The sequence below is a fragment of the Mesorhizobium captivum genome, from assembly GCF_033977165.1.
Classification (GTDB): Bacteria; Pseudomonadota; Alphaproteobacteria; order Rhizobiales; family Rhizobiaceae; genus Mesorhizobium; species Mesorhizobium captivum.
In genome coordinates this window covers 176,098-197,518 of sequence record NZ_JAVIJB010000005.1, presented here as the reverse complement: position 1 = coordinate 197,518, position 21,421 = coordinate 176,098, and the positions used below count along the sequence as shown (strand labels likewise).

The following is a 21,421-nucleotide window of genomic DNA, read 5'->3' as shown; positions in this document are numbered from 1 at the left end:
GCGAGTTCGCAAATGCAACTTGACACCTCAGATAGTCGCTCATTGCCCTGCCGGGCATTTCTCCCCGTATAGTGACGGGGAGAAAGATGCTGTCATCGCCGCTTTCGCCAATTTTCAACGTTGCAGAAAACGTTGCAGAATAGGTGCCGGCGTCGCGGCCAGCCCCGTTCTCCCCGTTCACGGGAGAAGATAGCGCCAGATGAGGGGCGGCGCCGTGCTTGCGCGATCTGGGACTTCAAAGCGGTAGCGCAGCTTCATTCTTGTCGCCTCACCCCGCCCTCCTCCCCATCATTCCGTAGTGCACCGCCAGCAGATCCAGCCCGACCTTCAGCAGCTTCACCACCACATCGCGCCCGTCGCCGCTGCGCTCGGCGATCGCCTTCACGGACTGGCCTTCGAGGCAGATCTTGCGCACCACTTCCGCCACCTCCCAGTGCGCAAGCGCTGCGGCGGCGTGGGCATGCGCGCGGCCGGCTGACAGCACGCGATCGGGGACACCGCCGCCCACGCGGCCGCCGTCGACGCGCTCGCTCCAGGATTGCGGCTGCAGGCCCTGACGCTCCGCGCGCTCGAAATCGTCGCGAAAGCGCTGACCGGCCTCGCGCTGCTGGCGGCTGAGCGAGGTGATGCCAGTGAGCGGATCGACATTGCGCAGGCGCACGATGCCGCCGGTGGAGGTGTAGCCGCCGTTCGAGACCTCGTAGACGCGGCGCGCTTCCGCCGTGCCAGGGGTGAGGCGCTGGCGGCCGAAGCGGTCTTCCTTCAGCGCGAAATCATGGCCGATCTCGCGGCGGATGCGCACCTGCTCGGCCTCGCCTTTGGGGAGTTTCGGCGGTTGGGGTTTTTTGGCGGATTTGCGGGGCATGGGTGGGTCCTTGTGTGGGTGGCAATTGGAAAGGCTGGCGGGACAGCGCCCCCCTCTGCCCTGCCGGGCATCTCCCCCTCAAGGGGGGAGATTGGCAGCTTCTCGGCTGCGCTTCTCCTCCAGCGTTGGAGATTGGCGAAGCCGGTGAAGAGATTGATCTCCCCCTCGAGAGGGAGATTAGCGGCGCTCCCTTCACATCCCCCTCCCGCGATGGCCATGGAACCGCGCGTGGTGATGCGCGCAGTAGGAGCGCGTGCCTGTGGTGCGCAGGCCGCAGCAGAGCATGTCCGCGCCGGGCCTCGCGCCGAGCGGGTCATCATCCGCATTCTCGCGCAGCGTGAGGTCGATCGGGGCGCGGCAGCGGCCGAACAGACAGTCGAGGAAACGCATCGCCGCGACATGCGGTTGGCGGCCGGGGGCCACTGGCGGCGGCGGCGCGGGGAGCTTGTAGAGCTGGGCTTCGGATTTTTCGCGCCCGCCGGCGAGCCAGGCGGGGGGAAGCGTGCGCGCGGGTTTTCGCGGCCTGGGTTTTTTGGGCTTGGGCGCAGCGTGAGCGGTGATGCCGTTTGCCTGCGCAGGGATCCCATAGGGGGAGACGGCGGCGGGACAGCACCCTCCTCTGCCCTCCCGGGCATCTCCCCCGTAAGGGGGAAGATCAGCAGCTCCGGCGCTGGCGACCTCGACCAACTCGACGTGCCTGGGAAGCGCCGCCGGCTCGGAGAGCGTGATACCTCCAGCCGGCCTGCCCCGCCGACCGGCCCTGCCCTGCGCCTGTAGCCGCACATTCTTCCTTGGACGGCCGCCGGCGCGGCCGCCCTTGGGGTTGGCGAAGCCGATGGCTCGCAGGCCTGCGTTGCGGTGGACGATGCCGATGATGGCGTTGCGCGAGACCGGGCTGCCGCGCAGCGCGCTGAAGCGTCCGGCGATGCGCGAGGCCGAGAGCCCCTCCTTCAGCCAGGCGGCGATCTCGTCGATTTCCTTCTCGGTGTAGGCGGCAGCCATGTTTCATCCATTTGCTTGCGAAGGGCTTGGGCTTGCGAAGAGTTGGGCTCGGGCCAAGCGCCGGGGTTCGGCCGCGAGGCCGCATGCCAGGTTCAGGCGGAAGGGTTGGGGTCAGGCGGCGCCGGGCGCCGCGCCAAGCAGTCGAAGAAGCGCCGCCTCGGCGGCGTCCCGCGTCAGCCCCGACACCGCCCGGCCCGACGCGCGGTCGAACAGGATGACTGTGCCATCCTCGGTGCGGATGCAGGAGGCGCCCGAATTGGGGGCCGGAGCCGAGGGAGGAGCGGCTCCGGCCGTTCCGGTGAACCGGGGTGCGGGCGGTTCAGCCGGATCCGGGGCGAGCGCCCCGGAATGCGTCCGGACCGGGGAGGAGGACGGCCCGGACGATTGGAATTCGAAAGGCGATCTGAATTCGAAAGATGGGGGAAGCGCGTTCATGCCGCCTCCCCCAGCGAGGCGCTGTGGCCGGCCAGCCATTCGTAGCTGACGCCGGCAATGCCGCGCCTGCGGCTTGCAGCCACCACATGCGGCCAGTGATGCGGCGCGATGCGGCCGCGACGGCGCATCTGGCGGGCCGCTTCATAGCCGCAGCCGACATCGGCGGCGAAGGCGCCGATGCTCTGCCAGCGGTCGATAAGCTGCGAAATATTCGTGGGCGGCCCCGAGATGCTCGTGGGTTGCGCCGGAATCACGTACAATGCGGAAATGCTTGCGGGATGCTCAATCATGCGCTAAGCGTACGTTATGTACGAAAGGCGCGCAAGCGAAATCGTACACTTTGGACGATAATTTTCAGGCATTTTGTACGATGATGGATTCTCGGCACAGATTGCAGCAGGCGCGCGCCCAGGCGGGCTATGCCTCGCCCAGCGATGCGGCGCGGGCCCTGCGCGACATCAACAAGAACACGCTGATCAGCCATGAGAACGGCAACCGGCCGCTGTCGCGCAAGGCGGCGGAGAAATACGGCCGGCTGTTTGGCGTCGACCCGGGCTGGCTCTTGTTCAATGGTGGTTTGGGGGCCGATGGCGCCGAGGCCGCGCCGGTCCACCTTGCCCCCTCGCCCGTCACCGTCGACGTGCCGATCGTGTCGTGGATCAGCGCCGGCGAGCTCGGCAGCCAGGAGGGCGTGGTCAACCTTTCGGACTACCCGACCATCCCCACCGCCGACCTCGAGGAGGGCGAGTGGATTGCGCTGCGCGTCGACGGGCCGTCGATGAACAAGATCTCGCCGCCGGATTCGATCATCTTCGTCAATCTGCGCGACAAGCGGCTGGTGACCAATGGCTGCTATGTGATCGCCGACGAGACCGGACGGGCCACCTACAAGCGCTGGCGTCCCAACGACACCCCACCCTTCCAGCCGGCGTCCTATCTCGACATCCCGCCGCCGGAGCTCGAGGGGGCGATCACCATCATCGGGCGGGTGAAGCGCTCGATGATCGATATGTGAGGGGTGGCGAGAAGCCATTTGCAAAGGGCTGGCGTTCCGTCGCGCCCCTCTGTCATGCCGGACATCTCCCCCACTTGGGACCCACTTGGGGGAGATCAGATGTCGCGCCGCTTTCGCCAATCACCAGCGTTGCAGGAGGAACGAGGCGCCGAAGCTGCCAATCTCCTCCTTGTGGGGGGAGATGTCCGCAGGACAGAGGCTGTCCCGCTGACGTTACCCTTAGAAGCGCAAAAATGCAGTTCCCGCAATTTCTGCTTGCATTCCGGAACAAAAACAGAACTATATAGGCAACTGCAGCCGCCGTGGCGGCAACTCCGGGGGGAGGATCAAAAACCATGTTACGCCGCACCAGCGTGTTCGCGCGCGCATTTGCTGCATGGCTTTCGAGCGGGGCGCTTTTGGCGCTGGCGGGGATAGTGGTGATGCTCGGCGGACCGGGCAGTGCGGCGCTGGCGGAGAGCAAGGATTACACCACCTGCTTCAGCGACGGCAAGGTATCTGCTGACCAGCAGATTGCCGCCTGCACCCCCATCGCGGAAGACAGCGCGGAGATTCCCGATCTTCGCGTGAATGCCTATTTTCGCGCGTGGCCTAGCCTATGCGCAGAAGGACGATATTGACCATGTCGTCGCCGACATGACCGAGGTGCTCGCGCTCGATCCGACATACATGCCCGCCTTTACCAATCGCGCCATTGCCCGGGAGAGCAAGGGGGATTTCGAGCGAGCCGTCACAGACTACACTCGCGCGATCGCACTCACGCCAGGCGACGCCAGCCTCTATGCCAATCGCGCGCGAGCGCTCAACAAGAAAGGCGAGCACGACCGCGCCATCGTCGACTGCGACACGGCGATCGGCATCGATCCCGCCAACGAGATGGCCTATGGCTTGCGCGGCGTTGTGTGGGAAGACAAGGGCGACGCGGCGCGAGCCCAGGCCGACTACGACAAAGCGGAGAGCGTCCGTACCGACCCTGTTACCCCTTACCTAAACCGCGTCCGCTCATGGATTGCCAAGGGTGATCACAAGCGCGCGGAAGCCGATTGCAAGCACATCGCCGGCGTCGATGCGGACAAAGGGCGCGATTGCGCACGCCTAATCGTCGAGGCTTTTGGCGAGCCGCGCGACGGCGGCGGCGAGAAAACCGCCTCCGCCCAAAATGCGATCGGATTGGAATGGCACGAAAAGGGCGACCATACCCGCGCCATTGCCGCGTTCGACGAGGCGATCCGGCTCGACCCGGCAAACTCCACTTTCTACTTCAATCGCGCAAAGAGCTGGGGCTTAAAGAAGAACTATGCCCGCGCTCTTGCCGATCTGGATGAAGTCGTTCGCCGCAATCCAGCCGACACCCAAGCCTACCGCGTGCGCGGCATGACCATGGCCCGGGTCGGCAATTCAAAGGAGGCGCTGGCCGACCTCGACAAGGCGATCGCGCTCAGTCCCGACGATCCAAAATCGTACTTCATCCGGGCACTTGTCTGGGAGGCGAGCGATCCCGACAAAGCAATTGCCGACCTGGACAAGGCGATCGCGCTCGATCCGGCCAACGCCGACTACCGGAAGGAAAGGCTGGGCGTCCAGATTGGCAAGCGCGGGGTAAAACTGCAGCCGGCGCCCGGGGCTGCGCCCAGTCCGGCTGATGTCCCAGTCCCGGCTGAGCCGCAGGCGGCCAAGCCTGCCCCGCCCCCCAGGTATGAGCCACCACAACTATACGCCAAACAGGATAATTCCGCCGCCATCGCCTGGAACCTCAAATCCGGGTTGCAGGAGATGCAGGTTAACCCCAAGGGCGCGATAGACACATTCAGCTTTGTCATCGGCCTCGATCCCTACAATGCCGATGCCTATTACAACCGATCGATCGCGGAGGCACTGCTTGGCAATTTCGACCTCGCCGTCGGCGACTGCCGGCGAGCCGTCGAGTTGGATCCAAAGCGGGCCGGCACGTGCTGGGAACACCTGCCTGGCGAACAAGGCAAGCCGACCGCCGCGCAGCCAAGCAGGGATCCGGCGACCGCCAGGACCCTGCTCGAGCGCGCCCAGATGCGGCTGTCGAAATACGGCGTGGACGGCGCGCTTCTCGATTTCGACAAGGCCATCAGCCTCGATCCCGATAATGCCGACGCCTATTTCGGCCGCAGCCGCGCCTGGATGCTCAAGGGTGATCAGGCCGGCGCGGCAGCCGATTGCCGGCGCGCCATCGAACTCGATCCGAAGCGGGCGGGCAGTTGCGGCGAGCAGGTCGCCAGCGACGAAAGCAGCCCAGCCTCGCCGCCGGGCATGCAACAGTCGCATCCTTCCGTTGCGGGCGCCGTTGAAACCCTGGCCAAGCAAATCGGCCAAGGCAAAGCAGAGCCAATCGGCAAGCTGTCCGCCTCAAAGATGCTGGAGGCGGCCCAGGCGACCGACCCACGTGTCCTGACCGCGGTGCAGAGCGGCGACACCTTCTCGGACGCGGGCAAATATGACCAGGCTATCGGGGAATATGAGAAGGCGATCGCGCTCGACCCCGATAGCCCATTCGCCTATTTCGGCCGTGGCAATGCCTGGGCCGCCAAGCGTGCCTACGACCGGGCGATCACCGACTATGATCGGGTGATCCGGCTCGTTCCGGATCTGGTCTCGGCCCATATTCGTCGGGGGATGGCCAAGGCTATGTTGGCCGACGCTGAGGGCGCGCTTGCCGATTGCGGCCGAGCCGCCACGCTTGACCCAAAGGCGCGCGACGCATTCTTCTGCAAGGGCATGGCCTGGCACGCCAAGGGCGATGCCGGGCGCGCCATCGCGGCCTATTCGTTAGCGATCGCGATCGATCCGAAAGACGCCGCCACCTACTATGGGCGCGGAATGGCGCGAGCTGACGGGAAGGACTATGACGGCGCCATCGCCGACTTCGACCAAGCGATCAACCTCGACCCGCACAATCCGGATTATCTGGTCAGCCGCAAGGCGGCTGTCGCGGCAAGAGGAAAAGGCGATGTGGCGGCCGAAGCCGTCGGGTCTGATCCGAAGAAGCTCAAGGCTTTCATCAATCTCGGCGATGCCCTCTACAAGAAGCACAAATATGATCGCGCCATTGCCGAATACAGCAAGGCCATCACGCTCGATCCGAGAATGGCGTCCGCATATGTGGGGCGCGGCATGTCGCTGGTAGCGAAGGGCAACTATGACGCGGCCATCGATGATTACGGCAAGGTGATCGAGCTCTATCCCGCCTACTTCGACGCCTATCTCGGCCGCGCCGTCGTCTGGAGCAAGAAAAACGAACTGGATCGCGCCATCGCCGACTACAATCGTGCAGCCGAGATTGATCCCAGCTTTGCACATGTCTATTTCGGGCGCGGCAGCGCCTGGTTCGCAAAGGGCAACTATGATCAAGCGATTGCCGACTATGACCAGGCACTCAAGCTCGATCCAAAGCTGATCATCGCCGACAAAGGCCGTAAACTCGCTGTGTCGGCGAAACGCAAGTCAGCTGGTAGCGATCCTGTCGGCTCTGACAAGAGCAAGTTGAAGACCATCGTCGACCGCGGCTACGCCTGGTACAAAAAAGGCAAATATGCCCGTGCCGCTTCCGCGTTCGAACAAGCCATCGCGCTCGATCCGAACAATTCCGCCAGCTACGCAGGGCGGGCGATGGTGCGCACCGACACCCATGACTACGATGGCGCCATCGCCGACTTCAGCAAGGTCATCGAGCTCGCGCCGGAAAGCAGCGATGCCTATTTCGGGCGTGCTGCTGTGTGGGGAAAGAAAAACGAGCTTGACCGGGCGCTAGCCGACTATGACCGAGGCCTCGAGATCGATCAGAGTTGGAGCATGGCGTATTACGGACGAGCGACCAAAAGAATGGAAAAGGCCGACTACGAGGGCGCGATGGCCGACTTCGACAAGGCGATCCAACTCGATCCCAAGGTCGCACGCTTCTACATCGATCGAGGTTTTGCCTACGTGGCCAAAAAGGACATCGACAGCGCAACGCGAGACTTCAACAAGGCGATCGGCCTGGACCGAAAGAAGAGCGCCGGCGCCTATTTCGGTCTCGGCGCGATCAAGGAAAGCCAAGGCGACCACGACGGCGCCATCGCCGAGTACAGCCGCTCCATCGAGATCGAGCCGACATATGCCGACGCATATGATCTGAGGGCACATTCCTGGCGAGCAAAGGGCGATGTGAAGCGCGCCGAAGCCGACCGCAAGAAGGCACTGAGCCTCGGGGCGAACTGAACAAGGTATCGGGAGGGCGGTGGATGCCGCGTTGGAAAGCTTCGAATTTAGCGGTGATCGCCGCGTCTTCTTTCGGCACCCTTATAGGATTTCACGATTTTCTTATAACGCGGTTGAAATCAAACTCGATAGGTAATTCCTCTCGATGCGAAAATCGTCGTTCAAATTGTACGAACCTCGCTTGACCAAGTTTCGTACATAAAGTACGATAGTTCCCTTCCGTCGAGGGGACTTGCGTGCACCGCGAACCATGCCGCTTTCGCCGACCTGTCCCGCCCGCTGTTGTCGCCATTGCCGTTCGCCGAGCGCGAGCGCCTCGCCGGCGCCTGGCGCATGGCCAGCCAGGACATCGCCGACGACATCCGCTTCATCCGGCAATATCTCAAGGTGATCGCCGAGAAGGACGAGCGGCTTTCAACCGGCACGCTGGTGCACGGCCGCGCCTATGTCGAGGCCTGCGCCGCCTGGCTGCCGGAGACGGTGGCGCGCTATCTGAGAAACCTCAGGCTGATCAGCGAATGCGAGTGCGCGATGCTTGCGGCCGGCGTGCGGTTTGCAACGTCGAGCGATGCGTGGTGAGGCGCCTTCTGCCTTTGCGGAAGAAGGCCGAGCGCCCGCAGGACAGAGGGGGCGCGAAGGAACGCTGCGAAGACAGCCTCCGCGCCGGTCCGCCCCACGTAGAGCGAGAAAAAAGCAGCCGCTGCAACCTTCGGCTCTCCGCCTCAAAAAATGCATCGTTTCACACAATTGCCGATTGGTGGACGCCAGTGAGTAGCCGGTAGTTAATTCCTCTTAAGCGCAGGAGGGAAATAGTCGCATACCAGGGAGGAACTCGTTTTGATGGATTACCAAATCGACATCGGCATACAGCCTGACGATCAGCCCTACGAAGTCACCTCATTTGCCCGGAAGCATGGCCTGACGATCCCGGTCGCGGACGCAGTGCTTTTCGCCAAGGGCCCGTCGCCGTCGCGGGCTGCCTGCGATACAGCCGCGCTGGCCTTCCTCTGCGCGGTCGCCCAATACGCCAGGAAGCAAACGCGCTAAGGCAATTCCAGGAGCAACATGGATCCGGCGGCCCTCGCCTAACCTTCTTCCCTACGCGTAAGACAAAGCGTTGGCGGGACAGAGGGGGCGCGAAGGATCGCGGCGATGATGGTTGCACTCTGTGAGAGTGCTACCAGCTGAACCGCAGCTCGCCACAGCCGAAGGGTCAATCTATTCAGTCTAGCCGGCAAACTTCCGAGCGCGCCCGTGTATATTAATAGGCTCTAATTAAAGTTTTGGACGCGCTCGGCAGGCACGGCGCCGCAAACATATGGCGTGCGTTCGCGCGCGCTAAGGGCCTCTCGTCACGGATGAGAGCGGACCAGCGGCGCCCGGCCGCTTGAAATCAGGCCTTGGCTTTCGGTTTGGCTGCCTTGGCGGGCTTGTCTACCTTGGCGGGCTTTTCAGCCTTCGCCGCCTTTGGCTTGGCGGCCTTGGCGGCGGCGGCCTTCTTCGGCGCCGCCTTGTCCTTCGGCTTCTTCTCGGCGTCGATCTCGGCGGCCGCCCGGTCCCAGTGCTCCATATGCGCACCTTCCGGCCGGCCGGCCTGCTCCCAGATCTCATGCGCCCGCCGGCGAATGCGTTCCTGCCTGTCGTCCGTCACTGTCGCCTCCTTTAGCTGGGGCCGTTCCCCGACGGAAACATTAGCCGAATTTTCCGGTGGCGTCTTGCACTCGACGCATGGGTGGCTGAACTTCGGCAGCGATTTCCTTCAGTGCGCGTCGGAGATGACGGCGACGCCCAGATAGGCTGCCTTTTTTGTGATCAATCCGGCCAGATCGGCATCAGAACGCTCGGTCCCGGTACGCTCGCGCAGAATGGCGATCGCATCCTTCATCGACAGCAGGCCGGTGCAATGTTCAGCGAGAAGCTTGTCAACATTCCTGGCAATATCAGGGGATTCGACATGGGGATGATGCATGGCTGCGACTCCTTTCTAGGAGCCGGCATCCCCCCGCCGGAATGGCGGGAGGATCGGGGCTCGTAAGCACGTAAGGTTACTCGATGACCTGCACTACTCTACGCGTGCCCGGGTCGACCAGAACCGTATGGTCGTTGACGATCGTGTATCTGTACTGAACGTCCGGCACCGTCTGTAATTCGACCGTATCAGGCACCGTCGAGCCGACGCCGAGCTCCAGCCCCAGAACGTTGACTGAGGCGATCGGGTGCTTGTGGACATATTCCTTGACGACGGTCTGCTGCTCAGGGGTGACGATCACCTCGTCCGCAGCCGCAAAGCCGATGCCGGCCATCAGAGCCAGGCCGGCGACAGCAGGAATGAGGGTGGTTTTCATCGTAATTCTCCTGTTGCGTTGGCGAGCTCCGCGATGGCTCCGCCAGAGCGGAAACATCGGCAGATCGAACATAGGAGCTCGCGGAGCAAACGCCTGCCGAAGGCTCTTGTTCCGTCAGCGGCGGCTAATTGGTTTCTCCCGCGGCGGCCGATTGGAACCGTCGCGGCGGCTTTCGCATTGTTCGCGTTGAGCAATTTGACAAGCCGAAGGCCCCCGTCATGAAGGAAGCCCTCGTCATAAGTGACATGCCGCTTCGTCGCCCAGTGGCGATCGCTGTCGGCGCCGGTTTCAAGCGCGAGATCGCTTCGCTAGCGGCGATGCAGAATTTCCTCAAGGAATGGCCGGAGACGATGCGCGGCGACTGCTATTGCGCGGCGGTGCAGGCTTGCGAGGCAGCACGGACCGGAGAGATGAAACTCGAGCAGGCACGGCGGGCCTTCCTCTCATTTGCGGAGAAGGCCGGCATCAAGTGGACCGGCGTCGATCCGGTGACGGCGCTGCGCGAAGCCAAGATCAGGCGCGTCAGGGCAAGGCGCGAGAGCGAGGCGCGCCACTAGTTTCCCGCGGGCGCCCAACGACGTTGCGCTGCCGCCCATGGCGGACGGCAGCCGATCGACGTCGGATGACGGGGAAAACGCTGTCAGTTCGGCGAAGCTTCGCTGAACGACTCGGTGAGGAAAGATGCGGCGATCAGGTCGTCCGCATCGATGCGTAGGGAGCCCTCGCCGCCCCCCATGATGGCCGCGACCTTCTGGAAGGTTTTTATCTCATGTTCGGTGATCCGGGCGTCCTGCATCCGGGCTTTCAGATCGGCGACGCGCATCCCGAGCGAGCGGGATGTTCCGATTTCTCGTTTCGACATGTTGACTAGTCCTCCTCGCCCCCAGCCCGTGCCTGTTTTCGCCGCCGCCCGAATCTGCACCCTGCCAGTGGTTTATGTTGTCTATGAGACAGAGCGGACCCAGAGCGCGAAACTCCAACGTGGGCGGAAGGTTCCGTTAGCGTATGGTAACAAAATAATACTAGGTAAATGGCCCACCGCCCGCGGAGGGCGAAGGGCCATTCCGGCTCATTGGCCGGTTACCGGCTCACTTACTGCAGCACCTTCACGATCTTGCGGGTGCCGGGGTCGACGATCACAGTCTGGTTATCGATGACCACATAGCGGTATTTGACGTTCGGCACTTCGTGCAGCTCGACCGTGTCGGGAAGAGCGCTGCCGATACTGAGCTCGACGCCGGGGACCTTCACTGAGGCCAGCGGCTGCTTGTGCACATATTCCTTGATGACGGTTTCCTGCTCGGGCTCGATGACAACATCCTGAGCGGCTACGGCGCCGGCGCCGGCCAGAAGCAGAAGTGCCGCGGCGGCTGTCGTGAGATGCATTTTCATGGTCGTCTCCTTTGTGGATAAAATCGCCTCTTCCGCTGCGCCTGCGATTTTCCACAGCCGGTCGGCATTGGTCCAACGCCAGCGGCCGAGCCTTGTTCCTGCAGAGCTGCCTTGTTCCTGCAAAATTGCCGCTGGCGTTTCACAAAACGTCACCCGGGGTTTGCGAGGCAATTCGGAACAATGCCTTTCACCTCGGGTTTACCCAAATGAAGGGACCGACTTTCCGAGGAGAAATCCGATGAAATATCTGCTTATCACGAGCATGATCGCGCTCGGCGTCGGTTGCGGCGCCGCGATGGCGCAGACCGAATCCGTGCAGCCGAGCGGCAACTGTGCCGCCGGCCAGGCCGACTGTCAGAAGGGTGGCAAGGCGGGCGAGCAGGCCCAGGGCAAGATGAAGCCGCAGACCGAGCAGAAGGCCCAGGGCAAGGCCGGCGCCAACACCGAAGAGCAGGCTCAGGGCAAGGCCAAGATGAAGACCGATGAGCAGGCCCAGGGTCAGGCCGGCACCAGCACCGAGCAGCAGGCTCAAGGCAAGACCAAGATGAAGACCGATGAGCAAGCCCAGGGTCAGACCGGCACGAAGACCGAGGAACAGGCTCAGGGTACGACCAAGTGTAAGACCGGCATGGCCAATTGCCCGAAGACGGGCGAACAGGCTCAGGGCAAGACCAAGATGAAGGCCACTGAGCAGAACGCCCAGGGCACTACCAAGACGCAGACCGAACAGAACGCTCAGGGCAAGACCGGTACCACTACAGAGCAGAACGCCCAGGGCACCACCAAGATGAAGACCGAGCAGAACGCTCAGGGCAAGACTGGTACAACCACTGAACAGAACGCCCAGGGCACCAACGTCCAGACCGACCAGAACAAGACGGCCTCGATCACCAATGTGACCGTCGAGCAGAAGACGCAGATCACGCAGATCATCCACGAGACCAATGTCCAGCCGGTTCGCGACGTCAGCTTCGACATCTCGGTCGGCGTCGAGATCCCGCGGCACAAGATACGCCTGCACCGCGTGCCGGCCCGCATCGTCAAGATCGTCCCGGCTTACGAGGACTTCGAGTACTTCGTGCTGGCCGACGGGCGCATCATCATCGTCGATCCGAACACTTACACGATCGTCGCGATCCTCGAGGCTTGATCCGGACAGCATCGCGACAGGAGGAGGCCCGCCGCGCCGCAAGGCATGGCGGGTTCTTTTTTGTTCCTGCGCCGGCACGCTGTCGAAGCTGCGTTGTCTCCCGAACGAGGCGGCACGCCGTCGATCCCGCGAGAGATCGGACAAGGTTGTTTAGGGAAGCGGGAACCCGGACAGCCCGACCTGCTTATCGTGATGACACAGGATTTCGCAGGCCGGGCCGTGTCCAGCAGTTGAATGCCAGGCATGAAGAATGTGCATCTGTTAAGGCCGACACGCAACTCACGGTATGCGAGAGGCTGAAACCTGTGGCCTTACGATCGCCGCATCGGCCCGGCCTCCAAGAACGGATAAACCGGCCCCGCCGCCTTCGCAGGAAAGCGGCGGGGTCGGCCTCCCGCCGATGAAGGGACGTTCTCGGCGGTCGTACGGAGGTTGCGGAATGCGAGGCAGGTTCCAAAGCGCGTCTCGCGGAAGCGGATTCAGGCGACGCGCTTTAGGTCTTTGATTTCCGCATGTCGTTTTCTCAAAACCGCTGCACACTTTTGAGCGACCTGCGTTAGCTGAGCAGGATTCCGGCGGTCGCGAAGACGATGCACAAGCCGAACAGCGGTGCGAGAAGCCACCGCGCCTCATAGACGCTGCGGTCCATCAGTTCCTCCTCATTAATGCAATGAGAGGGAACGGATCGGCCTTGGCTTGGTTCCTGAAGCAGAGGTCCCCGGACCGCAGGTCCTGACGGCATCAGCCCTAAGACCTATGGCACGAAGGCTCCCTGAAGTCTTGCGATCCTGCCGGAAAAGGTGCAAGGGTCGGGACGGGTAGAAAATGGGCGAGATCGCCGGAACCGGAAGCGGTCACGGCGCTCGGTTGGGCAAATGTATTTTCCGCAGTTTCTTGTGGGAATGACGGCAACGCTCCTGGTGGTTCTGGGTTGGACCTACGTGTCCACGGGATCGGTCTGGGCATCGCTGGGGTGGACGTTCCTGGCGGGCGTTGTGCTGCAGGCAGGCTACTTCGTGGCCGTGCTGTGGCTCGTGCATGCCGAAAGCCGGGTGACGGATGAGACGAAGGCGACCGACACCGGCGCCGCCAAGCTGCCCGGCCCGTTCGAGCGCGACGGCATCATCCACGCGCTGATTTCGCTGCTGTTCCCAAGGCTGTTGCCATAACTTAGCGGTTCGGCGCCTGCGAAAAGGCGTGGAACTCCCCGACACTCGTCTTGGACCTCCGGGAGCGGCCCGGCACTCTTAGTCTCACGGAGCAAGAGCACCGGGCCTGACCGGCGGGACCGCTTACGGGACTTCTCTAGTTGGGCGCACCGGCTGGTAACGAAATATACGCCATCGCTAATATAATCGGAATGCATCCATAAGGAGAAAAGCGGGAGTAGCTCGCCGTGTGGGTGCGCAACAACTCGGCGAGAGCGCCGCGGCGCAGAATTCTGCGCCGTGGCAATGCTTTGATGGAAGGGTGCTGCGTCAGCGCGCGGTGGCGGCCGTGGCCGAGCGCACTGTTTCGGCAGCCGAGAAGACCACGAAGGCAAAGACCAGCACGGCGGCGGCGACGATCAGCGAGCCGATCGCCACGACCGGCTCGACCTCCGGATGGCCTCCAGCCAGCATCCAGTAGAGCGCCGGCAGCATGATGACGAGGCCGACCGTATAGAGGCCGTAGTGGATCATGGCGACGCGGCGCTCGGCCTTGGCGGGATTGAGCGCGTAATAGCCGCCGAAGATCGCGCTGGTGACCCAGCCGAGAAGGTTGATGTGGGCATGCGCCGGGAAGGCGCCGTGATCGCCCGAAATCGCCATCTGCAGCCCTGCGCCTATGCCCAAGATGAGAAAGACGGCGGCAGTTTTAAAGAAAAGCTCCGAAACCCGCGGCATTTTGTTGTCCTCCCAATGCCCTGTGGAAATCCCTCACCCGCCAAGTCTACACGCTGCAAGGCATATTAGCCACGACGCACTGAGCGCGGCGGCGCGTTTTGGTGTGGATTGCGGGCGGCTGCATGGGCTTCAAACGTTGGCGGACAGAGGGGGGCGCGAAGGAACGCGGCCGTTGCCTTCGGCACTGGCATCACCGGCGCTCAGCATTCGCGGCGGTGACGGCGATCGTCGACGATGCGCGCAAGCGCCTCGGTGAGGTCGCGCTCGACAGGCAGCGCTAGCGCGTTTTCGATGTCGAAGGCCGTGAGGCCGATGTCGCGGCGCTCGCATTCGCTCATGGCGGCAAGGGCTGCAAGCTCGCTGCGCGCCCTCCAGAAGCGCGGCAGCCACAGCAGCGCCGACGTCGCAGCGGCCAGCAGCCGGAAAAGCCGTGAGGGGGAAGCATGCGACGGGCGACCGGCTGCTATGCCGATGAAAGGAACCATCGTGGTCATGGTGTCTGTCTCCATCCTCGAAACTGTCCTTGAGCGACAGCAAGGATGAGGGTAGCCGGCCCCCGGCCGGAGATCGTGAGACCGCGGCGAAACTTCGGGGAAATTGCGGCGAAATCGAGAGGCAGAGCACCGGCGCCGGGCCGGCCGGTTCAAGGTCGCTTCGGCAGGGGCAGTCGGCACGGATCACTCCGGCAGACCGGCCTCGCGCAGGCCGGAGGCGATGCGCTCCCGCGTGCCCGCCTCGAAAGGCAGCGCGTCACAGATCCTGGCGATCGTCAGCCCCGGATAGCTTTCCAGCAGCCTGCCGCAAACGCGCCGCGCTTCCTCCTTGCGGCCGGCATGGACCAGCGTCGCCGCCAGCTGGCGCAGCCCCCAGGTGGCGGCGGGCTGCCGGCTGAGCCCGCGCTGCGTCATGACCAACGCTTCTTCGTAGCGCGAGGCGACGAAATGGGCGGCGCCGACGCCGACCTCGGCAATGTAGCCCATCGGGTCTACCGGGCTCAGCCGTTCGAAATGCTCGAACTTCTCGATCGCTGCCTCGGGCCGCTCGCGATAGACATCCAGCCAGGCGCTGCGCAGCCAGGCCCAGGCGGAATTCGGATCGAGCGCGCGCGCCCGCGCCAAATGCATGTCGGCGACATCGTAGTCGCGGGCAAACGAATGCGCGGCGCCCAGCACGGCAAGCACCATCGGATCGTCGCCGGAGAGCGCCGCCCCCTTCTGCGCCAGGCGCAAGCCCTCCGCCCGGGACGCGGCCGGCGTTTCGGTCCAGTGGTAGGCGACGCGCTGCAGATGGCACCAGGCGAGCAGCGAAAGCGCCAGCGGATAATCCGGCTCGATCGCGATCGCACGGTCAAGCAACGTCCCGGCTTCCTCGTTCTGCGCCCGCTCGAGCGACCAGGCGAGCGGAAAGGCGCGCAGCACGTAGTCGTAGGCGGCTAGGCTTTCCGGCCGCTTGCGCCGCGAACGCTCGATCTCGGCCGACAGGATGGAGGGCTGGATAGCGCCAACGACACTCTCCGCAAGCCGGTCCTGCAGATCGAACACGTCGGCCATGGTTCCGTCGTAACGGTTGGCCCAGATCGTCTTGCCGGAGGCCTGGTCGATGAGCTGGCCGGTGAGGCGGATATGATCGCCGGCCTTGCGAACGCTGCCGGTCAGCACGTAGCGGACGCCAAGCTCGGCTCCGGCCCGTTTCAAACCGTCGGCCTGCCCCTTGTAGGCGAAACTCGAATTGCGCGCGATGACGAACAGCCAGCGCATACGCGACAGCGCCGTGATGATCTCGTCCACCATGCCGTCGGCGAAATAGTCCTGCGCGGGGTCGCCGCTGAGATTCTCGAAGGGCAGCACGGCGATCGACGGTGCGTCGCCGGCGCCCTGCCCTGCCCCTGTGGCCGACACGTCGCGATCCCCGGTGCGATGGACACGATCCTCGTCGATCACATAGCCCCGCCGCAGCACGGTGCGGATCAGGCCGTCCGCGTCCGGGCCGAGCGCCTTGCGGATATCCTTCATGCATTGGGTCAGGGAATCGTCGGAGACGGCGATGTTGGGCCAGACGGCATTGACCAGCTCGTCCTTGCCGATAACGCGGCCGGCGTTCTCCAAGAGATAGGTAAGCAGCGACAGCGATTTGGCGCGCAAGTCGACGTCGTGCCCGCCCCTCTGCAATCTGCCCTTGCGCAGATCGAGCCTGTGGCCTGAGAATTCGAACGTCGTCATGTCGCCCCCTTGGAGACGTCAAGCCCTTTGGCCCGCCCGACGGCTAGCTCTCGATCAACACCGCTCGCTTCAAGACATCACGACTGTCCTTCGACATCAAGGCTTCAGCCCGCTGAAGATGGCGTGGCCGGCGAACAGCCAGGCGCAATCGACCCCGGTGAAACCGGCTTCGGACAACCACCCAAGCTGATCGGCCAGCGGGGACGGCTTGTCGATCGGCTCGCCGTCGGGATTGCGGAAATAGTTCCAGCCCAGCCGGTTGAACTCGGCGAAGGCCGCCAGGTCACCATCGATGGCCAGCGCCCGCGAACGCACCGCCTCGTCCCATTGCCGCGCGGCGATGGCCAGGCCGGCCGCTCTCGGCGGATGCACGATGTCGGCCACCACGAAGACGCCGCCGGGGCGGAGCGCTTCCTCGACGTCCGCAAACAGTGTCTGCTTCTGCCGGCCGTCGAGATGGTGGATGGCGAGCGAGGAGACGATCGCGTGCGGCGGCTCGGAAAAGCTTCGCCAGTCGCGATCCGCCAGTTCGAAGATGCCGGTGGTCAGCCGACCGGCGTGATCGCGGCACGTCCTTTGCGTCTGCATGAGCATCGGCTCCGAACCGTCGAGCGCTAGCACCCGGCAATCGCCAAACCGCTCCAGCAAGGCGCGGCTGAGCAAGCCCTCGCCGGGGCAGAGTTCGACCAGCAGGGCGCCCGGCGCGGCAGGGATCAGGTCGGCGATGATGTCGATCTGGCGTTCGCGCTCGGGAACGAAGTAGCGCCCGTAGTCGAGAAAGCTGCGGGAGTTGTTCTCATCCCAGTGCTTTGTGCCGTGCATGTCCGTCATGACGTGATCCTTCCGTTTCGCCTGACCATGCCCGCGGCTCCGCCGGCCGTCGTGATGGCCGGCTGAAATTCGGCTGAAATCGGCGGGAGGTGACGTCATTGGTCCGTGCATGCGGCCAAGCCCGGACGACGGCACGACAACAAATATTGCTCGACTCCCCTTTCCAAATGACGATTATATCGTAATACGACATTTATATAAAAATCTCAGGTGGCAACCAGGAACGGGGGCCGACATCCAACGCTGCGGCTCCCGCTTTGGCTCGCCTTGAAAGAGGCGAGCTTTTTTTCATCATGAGCAGTTCAGCCCGCCATCTCGTCGCTGCCCGGTCCCCGCCGTTCGAAGGGGTTGCTATCGGGCCAAACAAAATGCCGCCGGGCGAGGCCGGCGGCATTCTAGTTCACCCTCTGGCAGGCTCGCGCCTTACGGCGTCGTCGTCGATGCGGCTGCCTGGTCGATCTTGTCGGCCAGCACGCCCTTGGCCCAGTCGGTCACCTCCTGATCGACCGGCTTGTTGGCCATGTCCTGGAGCGCCGCGTCGAGCGAGGCGTCGTCGGGAGCGGGCGTATTGGTCGCCTCGGTCTGGGCATCCGCGACCGCTTGGGTGTCATCGGCGATTGCCGTGTTCTGCGCGTCGATCTGCGCCTGCACGTCGGCGATCTGAGCGTCGAGAGCCGTCTGCTGTTCGGGCGTGAAGCCGGTAGTGTCAGTCGCATTGAGGTCGGCGAGCTGCGTGGTGAGGTCGGCGAGCGTGGCCTGGTCGGCGGCCAGCTTGGCGTTTGCCGCGTCGAGCTTGGCCTGCGCGTTCTGAGCTGCGGCCGTCTGCGTCACATAGGCCTGGATGCCGGCGAACTTCTTGCTCTTGGAATTCATGTAGGCGTTGATGTTGCGCTGAAGCGAGTTCAGCCGGCCGAGCTTGGCATGGATGTTCTTTTCCTTCGGCGTCGCAGCCGTGGCCGTGTCATCCGTGGTGTCGTCGGTCGTGTCGTCCGCCTTGGCCAACTGACCCTTAGCCGACGCCGACTTGCCGTGCGAGGCGCTGCTGTTGCCCTTGCCGCCGCCATTGCCGTTACCGCCGCCGCCGCCGTTGCCGTTGCCGCCGCCATGGCTGCCGCCATTGCCGTGGCCGCCGCCGTTGCCGCCGGCCCCGGCAAGCGCCGGAGCAGCCGCGAGCGCCAGGAGGGCAAGTGATGCTAAAAGAGTTTTTCGGATCGTCATCGTGTTTCTCCGCAGGTGAATCGCCACCACTGCCCAACCGCTAGGCCGCGTCATATGAGAATTCCCTAACGGCTTGGAGTAACTTTTAGACAAATACCGTCGCGGCAAGAGAGCAAACCTGGGAAGCGCCCCTGGAACCGGCCACGCTCCAATATTAACTTATTGGAATCATTTCATAAATAAATGGCCCATGCTCGTATCCGCCCTCTGGAACAATGAAGGCCCATGCCGCATCGGACTATGGACCCAAGGTCATGCGGCCGGGGTCGGCGCAAGGGTTCCAAATCCTTGTTTATGTAGAGGTTTTCGCAAAAAACGCCGCGCCAGTCGTGGGCGCCGCGCATGGGAGCCGTCAGCCTTTGGCCGCTCAAGCGCGTCGGCGGTTTGTCTTACGCATCCCGGATGAATATCGACATATACTTTTATATAGTTTTCCTGGAAATGCGATCTTGCTTGGCGCATTCCGGACGGAAAACCGCTGCGCACTTTCCTGGAAGTGCCGATCAGCTCGACAGGCGGCGGATTCAGTTCCGGCTATGACGGGCAAGCACCTTTCACGCTGTCGAGCAGCGGCACGTTCACCGTGGTCGATTGGCTGATCGGGAAGTCGCTGAAAAACGGGAAATCGATGACGAAGGCATAGCTGGCGTTCACATGCGCTATGCAGAAGCCGCCGCTAGGCTTGTCGGTGGCAATCGTGACGCTCACATTCTGCAGGCCAAGCGCCTGCAGCTTCTGCGTGGCGATCGTCTGGATCTGCGATTGGGTCAGCGTGTTGTTGAGCTGCAGCGAGCGCGCGGAGGCCTCCAGCGCATAGCGCACGCTGGACATGTTGTTCATCGACCAGCCGAAGGCAAAGATGCCGAACAAAAGCATGATCAGGAAGGGCACGATCAGCGCGAATTCAATCGCGGCCCCGCCCGAGGCATTGCCGGCGAACGCCTTTGCTCTTTTGTTAACGAACACGGACGACCTGCTCATGGGCGAGCGCGCTGTTGTGTGGGAAGACGCCGAAGGTGAAAGGCGGCACCCAGGTGCCCGACGCCTGGATCTGGACATAAATCGAGGGAAGCTTGGATCCCGCGCAGACGGTCGATGACGTGACCACGGTCGTTCCGCATTTGTAGGCGCGGGTAATCACGACCGCCGCATCGTCCGGTTTCTTTTCCCAACTGGTAAGCGCGGCGGCCTGGATGGCGTTATCGTCGGAGGCGCCGGCCAACAGCAGGTTCGCCGCCGTCTTCACGCCGGACCGCATCGCCAGCGAACTGGTGACGTAGGACCAGCCGTCGGCGATGCCGAAGAGCGCGGTGCACAACACCGGCAGCACGAGAGCGAATTCCACCGCGGCAGCGCCGGAGCGGTTCTTGCGGAAGCGGATCGCTGCCGGCCCCATGCCGCTACTCGACGACCGCGACCGACGCCGCCGCCGGGATATCCCTCATCCCGAGGCTCGTGCAGTCCTGCTTGATGGTGGTGCTCCCCGACCATTGGATGGTGTCGGCAACCACCTGCGTGCAGCCGCCCGTCCCGGAGAAGTTGCCTAGATAGTTGACCTGCTGCCTGGGGAAATAGATGGCGCCAGTCAGCAACGAGTCCGCGGTGCCGTTGAAGGTGCTCTGCGCCGCGTTCCCGGTCCTGTCGCCATAGAACAGCACGCCGGAATAGGTGCCCGAGGTCGGCGCGCTGAGCGTGACCGTGGCGTTGCCGTTCATGCTGACGGTGTTGCTGCCGGACATGAAGATGGTTACGCCGGTGCAGGGTGCAGCGCAGGTCACCACCGCGCCGGCGTTGATCTTGAAACTGCCTTGCACGACATAAGTGCCCGAAGAAAGGGCGACATTGCCCTTGAGGTCCATCCCGCTGCAATAGGTCCCAGCCTGGAGTGTTTGCGACGTCTTGCTGCCGTTGACATTCTTGCACGGGTTGGTGGCCGCCGGCGTCGCCAGATCGGAGAACGGGTCAGAAGCGGGCAATGCCTGGGTGATAGGGGTCTTGCAGACCGTGGTCACGGGATTGTTCAGCACAATGCCGCCGACCGAGATCAGGCAGTCGACCGAGAGCCCGGCCGACCCTTGCGTCTTGATGGCATCGCTGGCAGTCGAATTCGCCATGATCGAGCAGCCGACCAGGTTGACGTTGGTGTTGCCGGAAAACAGCACCGACTGCGGGGCCGCCGGATCGAGCGCCCGCATGCAGGCCTTGGAGGCATCGGTGATCAGCGCCACCGCCCTCGCCTTTTCCGATACTTTGCTCTGGGTAAAGATGGCGGTGAACATCCGGTCGAGATTCTGGTTGAGGATAACCTCGACCGCCTTCTTGGCCGTGTTCGGCCCCGAGGTGGGCGGCGTGTGGACGACAATGGTGCCGTTGCCGAGCCCGTTGTCGGTCGCCGACTGTGTGGCGGCCGCCGTGATCGCCGCCGTATCGGATCCCGCGACCTTTTCCAGCGCGCCCGCGTAGGCGGCGGCGTCCGCCGTCGCCTGCAGCTTCAGGCTCGAATAGTACCAATAGGACGTCTCGACCCCGAGCCCCGCCCCGCCGACCACGACCGGCAAAGCAAGCGCGAAGATGGTTGCAACATTGCCGCCCTCGCCCCTTCGCAGGCGAGAGGAGACGAAATATTTGAAGATCAGACCGAGTGAGGTCATGGCCAAGCGCGCCCAAGCTATCCCAGCCATCACGTCAGCACTCGCCGATAAACGAATGCCTAATTTTTTTCCTCGACTTGCGGCTTTTGGACCCCTGAGGGCGTATTTTCCCCCTTACGTCGTAGGACATCGGACTTAGGTCCCAGCTGACATCAGACTAAGGTGTAACTATTAGAAAAAGC

Annotated in this window: 26 protein-coding genes; 8 read left to right on the top strand and 18 right to left on the bottom strand. The window is 63.4% G+C overall.

All coding sequences use genetic code 11. From position 1 onward, the window contains the following. From RFM40_RS07380 to RFM40_RS07360, 5 genes are all read right to left on the bottom strand, one after another. A partial coding sequence (locus RFM40_RS07380) for a hypothetical protein (RefSeq protein ID WP_320277336.1) occupies window positions 1-181 on the bottom strand: 181 nt, incomplete at its 3' end. Window positions 182-268: 87 nt separating this feature from the next. Next, entirely contained in the window at window positions 269-865 is a 597-nt protein-coding gene (locus RFM40_RS07375) for a DUF6456 domain-containing protein (RefSeq protein WP_320225884.1), read from the bottom strand. Between the two features lie 192 nt (window positions 866-1,057). Further along, window positions 1,058-1,867: a GcrA cell cycle regulator gene (locus RFM40_RS07370; protein WP_320225883.1), complete on the bottom strand. Its 810-nt coding sequence runs from the start codon at window positions 1,865-1,867 to the stop codon at window positions 1,058-1,060. Between the two features lie 111 nt (window positions 1,868-1,978). After that, window positions 1,979-2,302, bottom strand: a complete 324-nt coding sequence (locus RFM40_RS07365) for a hypothetical protein (RefSeq protein ID WP_320225882.1) — start codon at window positions 2,300-2,302, stop codon at window positions 1,979-1,981. Further along, window positions 2,299-2,556, bottom strand: coding sequence for a hypothetical protein (locus RFM40_RS07360; RefSeq protein ID WP_320225892.1), 258 nt, complete (start codon window positions 2,554-2,556; stop codon window positions 2,299-2,301). Before RFM40_RS07360 ends, RFM40_RS07365 begins: the two co-directional genes overlap by 4 nt. Window positions 2,557-2,672: 116 nt before the next feature. Here RFM40_RS07360 and RFM40_RS07355 point away from each other — a divergent pair, with 116 nt between their 5' ends. The 5 genes from RFM40_RS07355 to RFM40_RS07335 all read left to right on the top strand — a co-directional run bounded on the left by RFM40_RS07355 (window position 2,673) and on the right by RFM40_RS07335 (window position 8,594). After that, on the top strand, window positions 2,673-3,317 hold the full coding sequence (locus RFM40_RS07355; RefSeq protein WP_320225881.1) for a LexA family protein: 645 nt from the start codon (window positions 2,673-2,675) through the stop codon (window positions 3,315-3,317). A gap of 335 nt (window positions 3,318-3,652) precedes the next feature. Beyond that, window positions 3,653-3,937: a hypothetical protein gene (locus tag RFM40_RS07350; RefSeq protein ID WP_320225880.1), complete on the top strand. Its 285-nt coding sequence runs from the start codon at window positions 3,653-3,655 to the stop codon at window positions 3,935-3,937. Then, window positions 3,888-7,547 (top strand): tetratricopeptide repeat protein, encoded by a 3,660-nt coding sequence (locus RFM40_RS07345; protein WP_320225879.1) that lies wholly within the window; start codon window positions 3,888-3,890, stop codon window positions 7,545-7,547. The genes RFM40_RS07350 and RFM40_RS07345 overlap by 50 nt, the downstream gene beginning before the upstream one ends. Before the next feature lie 282 nt (window positions 7,548-7,829). Then, window positions 7,830-8,126 carry a hypothetical protein gene (locus tag RFM40_RS07340; protein WP_320225878.1) on the top strand — a complete coding sequence of 99 codons (297 nt, stop codon included), beginning with the start codon at window positions 7,830-7,832 and terminating at the stop codon, window positions 8,124-8,126. 261 nt (window positions 8,127-8,387) lie between these two features. Then, the gene (locus RFM40_RS07335) at window positions 8,388-8,594 is read left to right on the top strand and encodes a hypothetical protein (protein WP_320220258.1); all 207 of its coding nucleotides are present in this window, start codon (window positions 8,388-8,390) and stop codon (window positions 8,592-8,594) included. Window positions 8,595-8,940: 346 nt separating this feature from the next. On the opposite strand, the gene RFM40_RS07330 is transcribed toward RFM40_RS07335, so the two are convergent. The 3 genes from RFM40_RS07330 to RFM40_RS07320 all read right to left on the bottom strand — a co-directional run bounded on the left by RFM40_RS07330 (window position 8,941) and on the right by RFM40_RS07320 (window position 9,892). Continuing rightward, window positions 8,941-9,198, bottom strand: coding sequence for a DUF2934 domain-containing protein (locus RFM40_RS07330; protein WP_320225877.1), 258 nt, complete (start codon window positions 9,196-9,198; stop codon window positions 8,941-8,943). Between the two features lie 108 nt (window positions 9,199-9,306). Further along, complete coding sequence (locus RFM40_RS07325) at window positions 9,307-9,516, bottom strand: hypothetical protein (RefSeq protein WP_059185484.1); 210 nt, start codon at window positions 9,514-9,516, stop codon at window positions 9,307-9,309. A 76-nt stretch (window positions 9,517-9,592) separates the two neighbouring features. After that, window positions 9,593-9,892, bottom strand: coding sequence for a DUF1236 domain-containing protein (locus RFM40_RS07320; RefSeq protein WP_126100861.1), 300 nt, complete (start codon window positions 9,890-9,892; stop codon window positions 9,593-9,595). Between the two features lie 218 nt (window positions 9,893-10,110). On the opposite strand from RFM40_RS07320, the gene RFM40_RS07315 reads away from it, so the two are divergent. Then, window positions 10,111-10,449 carry a DUF982 domain-containing protein gene (locus tag RFM40_RS07315; RefSeq protein WP_320225876.1) on the top strand — a complete coding sequence of 113 codons (339 nt, stop codon included), beginning with the start codon at window positions 10,111-10,113 and terminating at the stop codon, window positions 10,447-10,449. A gap of 83 nt (window positions 10,450-10,532) precedes the next feature. Here the strand turns inward: RFM40_RS07315 and RFM40_RS07310 are convergent, their stop codons facing one another. Both RFM40_RS07310 and RFM40_RS07305 read right to left on the bottom strand, forming a co-directional pair. Continuing rightward, a complete protein-coding gene (locus RFM40_RS07310) occupies window positions 10,533-10,754 on the bottom strand; it encodes a hypothetical protein (protein ID WP_292339462.1) in 222 nt (73 codons plus the stop codon). A gap of 230 nt (window positions 10,755-10,984) precedes the next feature. Next, window positions 10,985-11,284 carry a DUF1236 domain-containing protein gene (locus RFM40_RS07305; protein WP_320225875.1) on the bottom strand — a complete coding sequence of 100 codons (300 nt, stop codon included), beginning with the start codon at window positions 11,282-11,284 and terminating at the stop codon, window positions 10,985-10,987. Window positions 11,285-11,522: 238 nt separating this feature from the next. Here RFM40_RS07305 and RFM40_RS07300 point away from each other — a divergent pair, with 238 nt between their 5' ends. Continuing rightward, window positions 11,523-12,434, top strand: a complete 912-nt coding sequence (locus RFM40_RS07300) for a DUF1236 domain-containing protein (RefSeq protein WP_320225873.1) — start codon at window positions 11,523-11,525, stop codon at window positions 12,432-12,434. Window positions 12,435-13,336: 902 nt separating this feature from the next. Then, window positions 13,337-13,603: an exopolysaccharide production repressor protein gene (locus tag RFM40_RS07295; RefSeq protein ID WP_320225872.1), complete on the top strand. Its 267-nt coding sequence runs from the start codon at window positions 13,337-13,339 to the stop codon at window positions 13,601-13,603. Window positions 13,604-13,912: 309 nt separating this feature from the next. Here the strand turns inward: RFM40_RS07295 and RFM40_RS07290 are convergent, their stop codons facing one another. The 8 genes from RFM40_RS07290 to RFM40_RS07255 all read right to left on the bottom strand — a co-directional run bounded on the left by RFM40_RS07290 (window position 13,913) and on the right by RFM40_RS07255 (window position 21,239). Beyond that, window positions 13,913-14,320, bottom strand: coding sequence for a hypothetical protein (locus RFM40_RS07290; protein WP_320225870.1), 408 nt, complete (start codon window positions 14,318-14,320; stop codon window positions 13,913-13,915). Between the two features lie 200 nt (window positions 14,321-14,520). Further along, complete coding sequence (locus RFM40_RS07285; protein ID WP_320225868.1) at window positions 14,521-14,814, bottom strand: hypothetical protein; 294 nt, start codon at window positions 14,812-14,814, stop codon at window positions 14,521-14,523. A gap of 183 nt (window positions 14,815-14,997) precedes the next feature. Beyond that, window positions 14,998-16,539, bottom strand: a complete 1,542-nt coding sequence (locus RFM40_RS07280; RefSeq protein ID WP_320225867.1) for a winged helix-turn-helix domain-containing protein — start codon at window positions 16,537-16,539, stop codon at window positions 14,998-15,000. 96 nt (window positions 16,540-16,635) lie between these two features. Next, window positions 16,636-17,370, bottom strand: a complete 735-nt coding sequence (locus tag RFM40_RS07275) for a class I SAM-dependent methyltransferase (RefSeq protein WP_320225866.1) — start codon at window positions 17,368-17,370, stop codon at window positions 16,636-16,638. A gap of 423 nt (window positions 17,371-17,793) precedes the next feature. Next, the gene (locus RFM40_RS07270) at window positions 17,794-18,588 is read right to left on the bottom strand and encodes a hypothetical protein (protein WP_320225865.1); all 795 of its coding nucleotides are present in this window, start codon (window positions 18,586-18,588) and stop codon (window positions 17,794-17,796) included. 534 nt (window positions 18,589-19,122) lie between these two features. Further along, window positions 19,123-19,554 (bottom strand): TadE/TadG family type IV pilus assembly protein, encoded by a 432-nt coding sequence (locus RFM40_RS07265; protein WP_320225863.1) that lies wholly within the window; start codon window positions 19,552-19,554, stop codon window positions 19,123-19,125. Beyond that, on the bottom strand, window positions 19,544-19,984 hold the full coding sequence (locus RFM40_RS07260; RefSeq protein ID WP_320225862.1) for a TadE/TadG family type IV pilus assembly protein: 441 nt from the start codon (window positions 19,982-19,984) through the stop codon (window positions 19,544-19,546). The genes RFM40_RS07265 and RFM40_RS07260 overlap by 11 nt, the downstream gene beginning before the upstream one ends. A gap of 4 nt (window positions 19,985-19,988) precedes the next feature. Then, on the bottom strand, window positions 19,989-21,239 hold the full coding sequence (locus RFM40_RS07255; RefSeq protein WP_320225861.1) for a pilus assembly protein TadG-related protein: 1,251 nt from the start codon (window positions 21,237-21,239) through the stop codon (window positions 19,989-19,991). Window positions 21,240-21,421 lie beyond the last annotated feature (182 nt).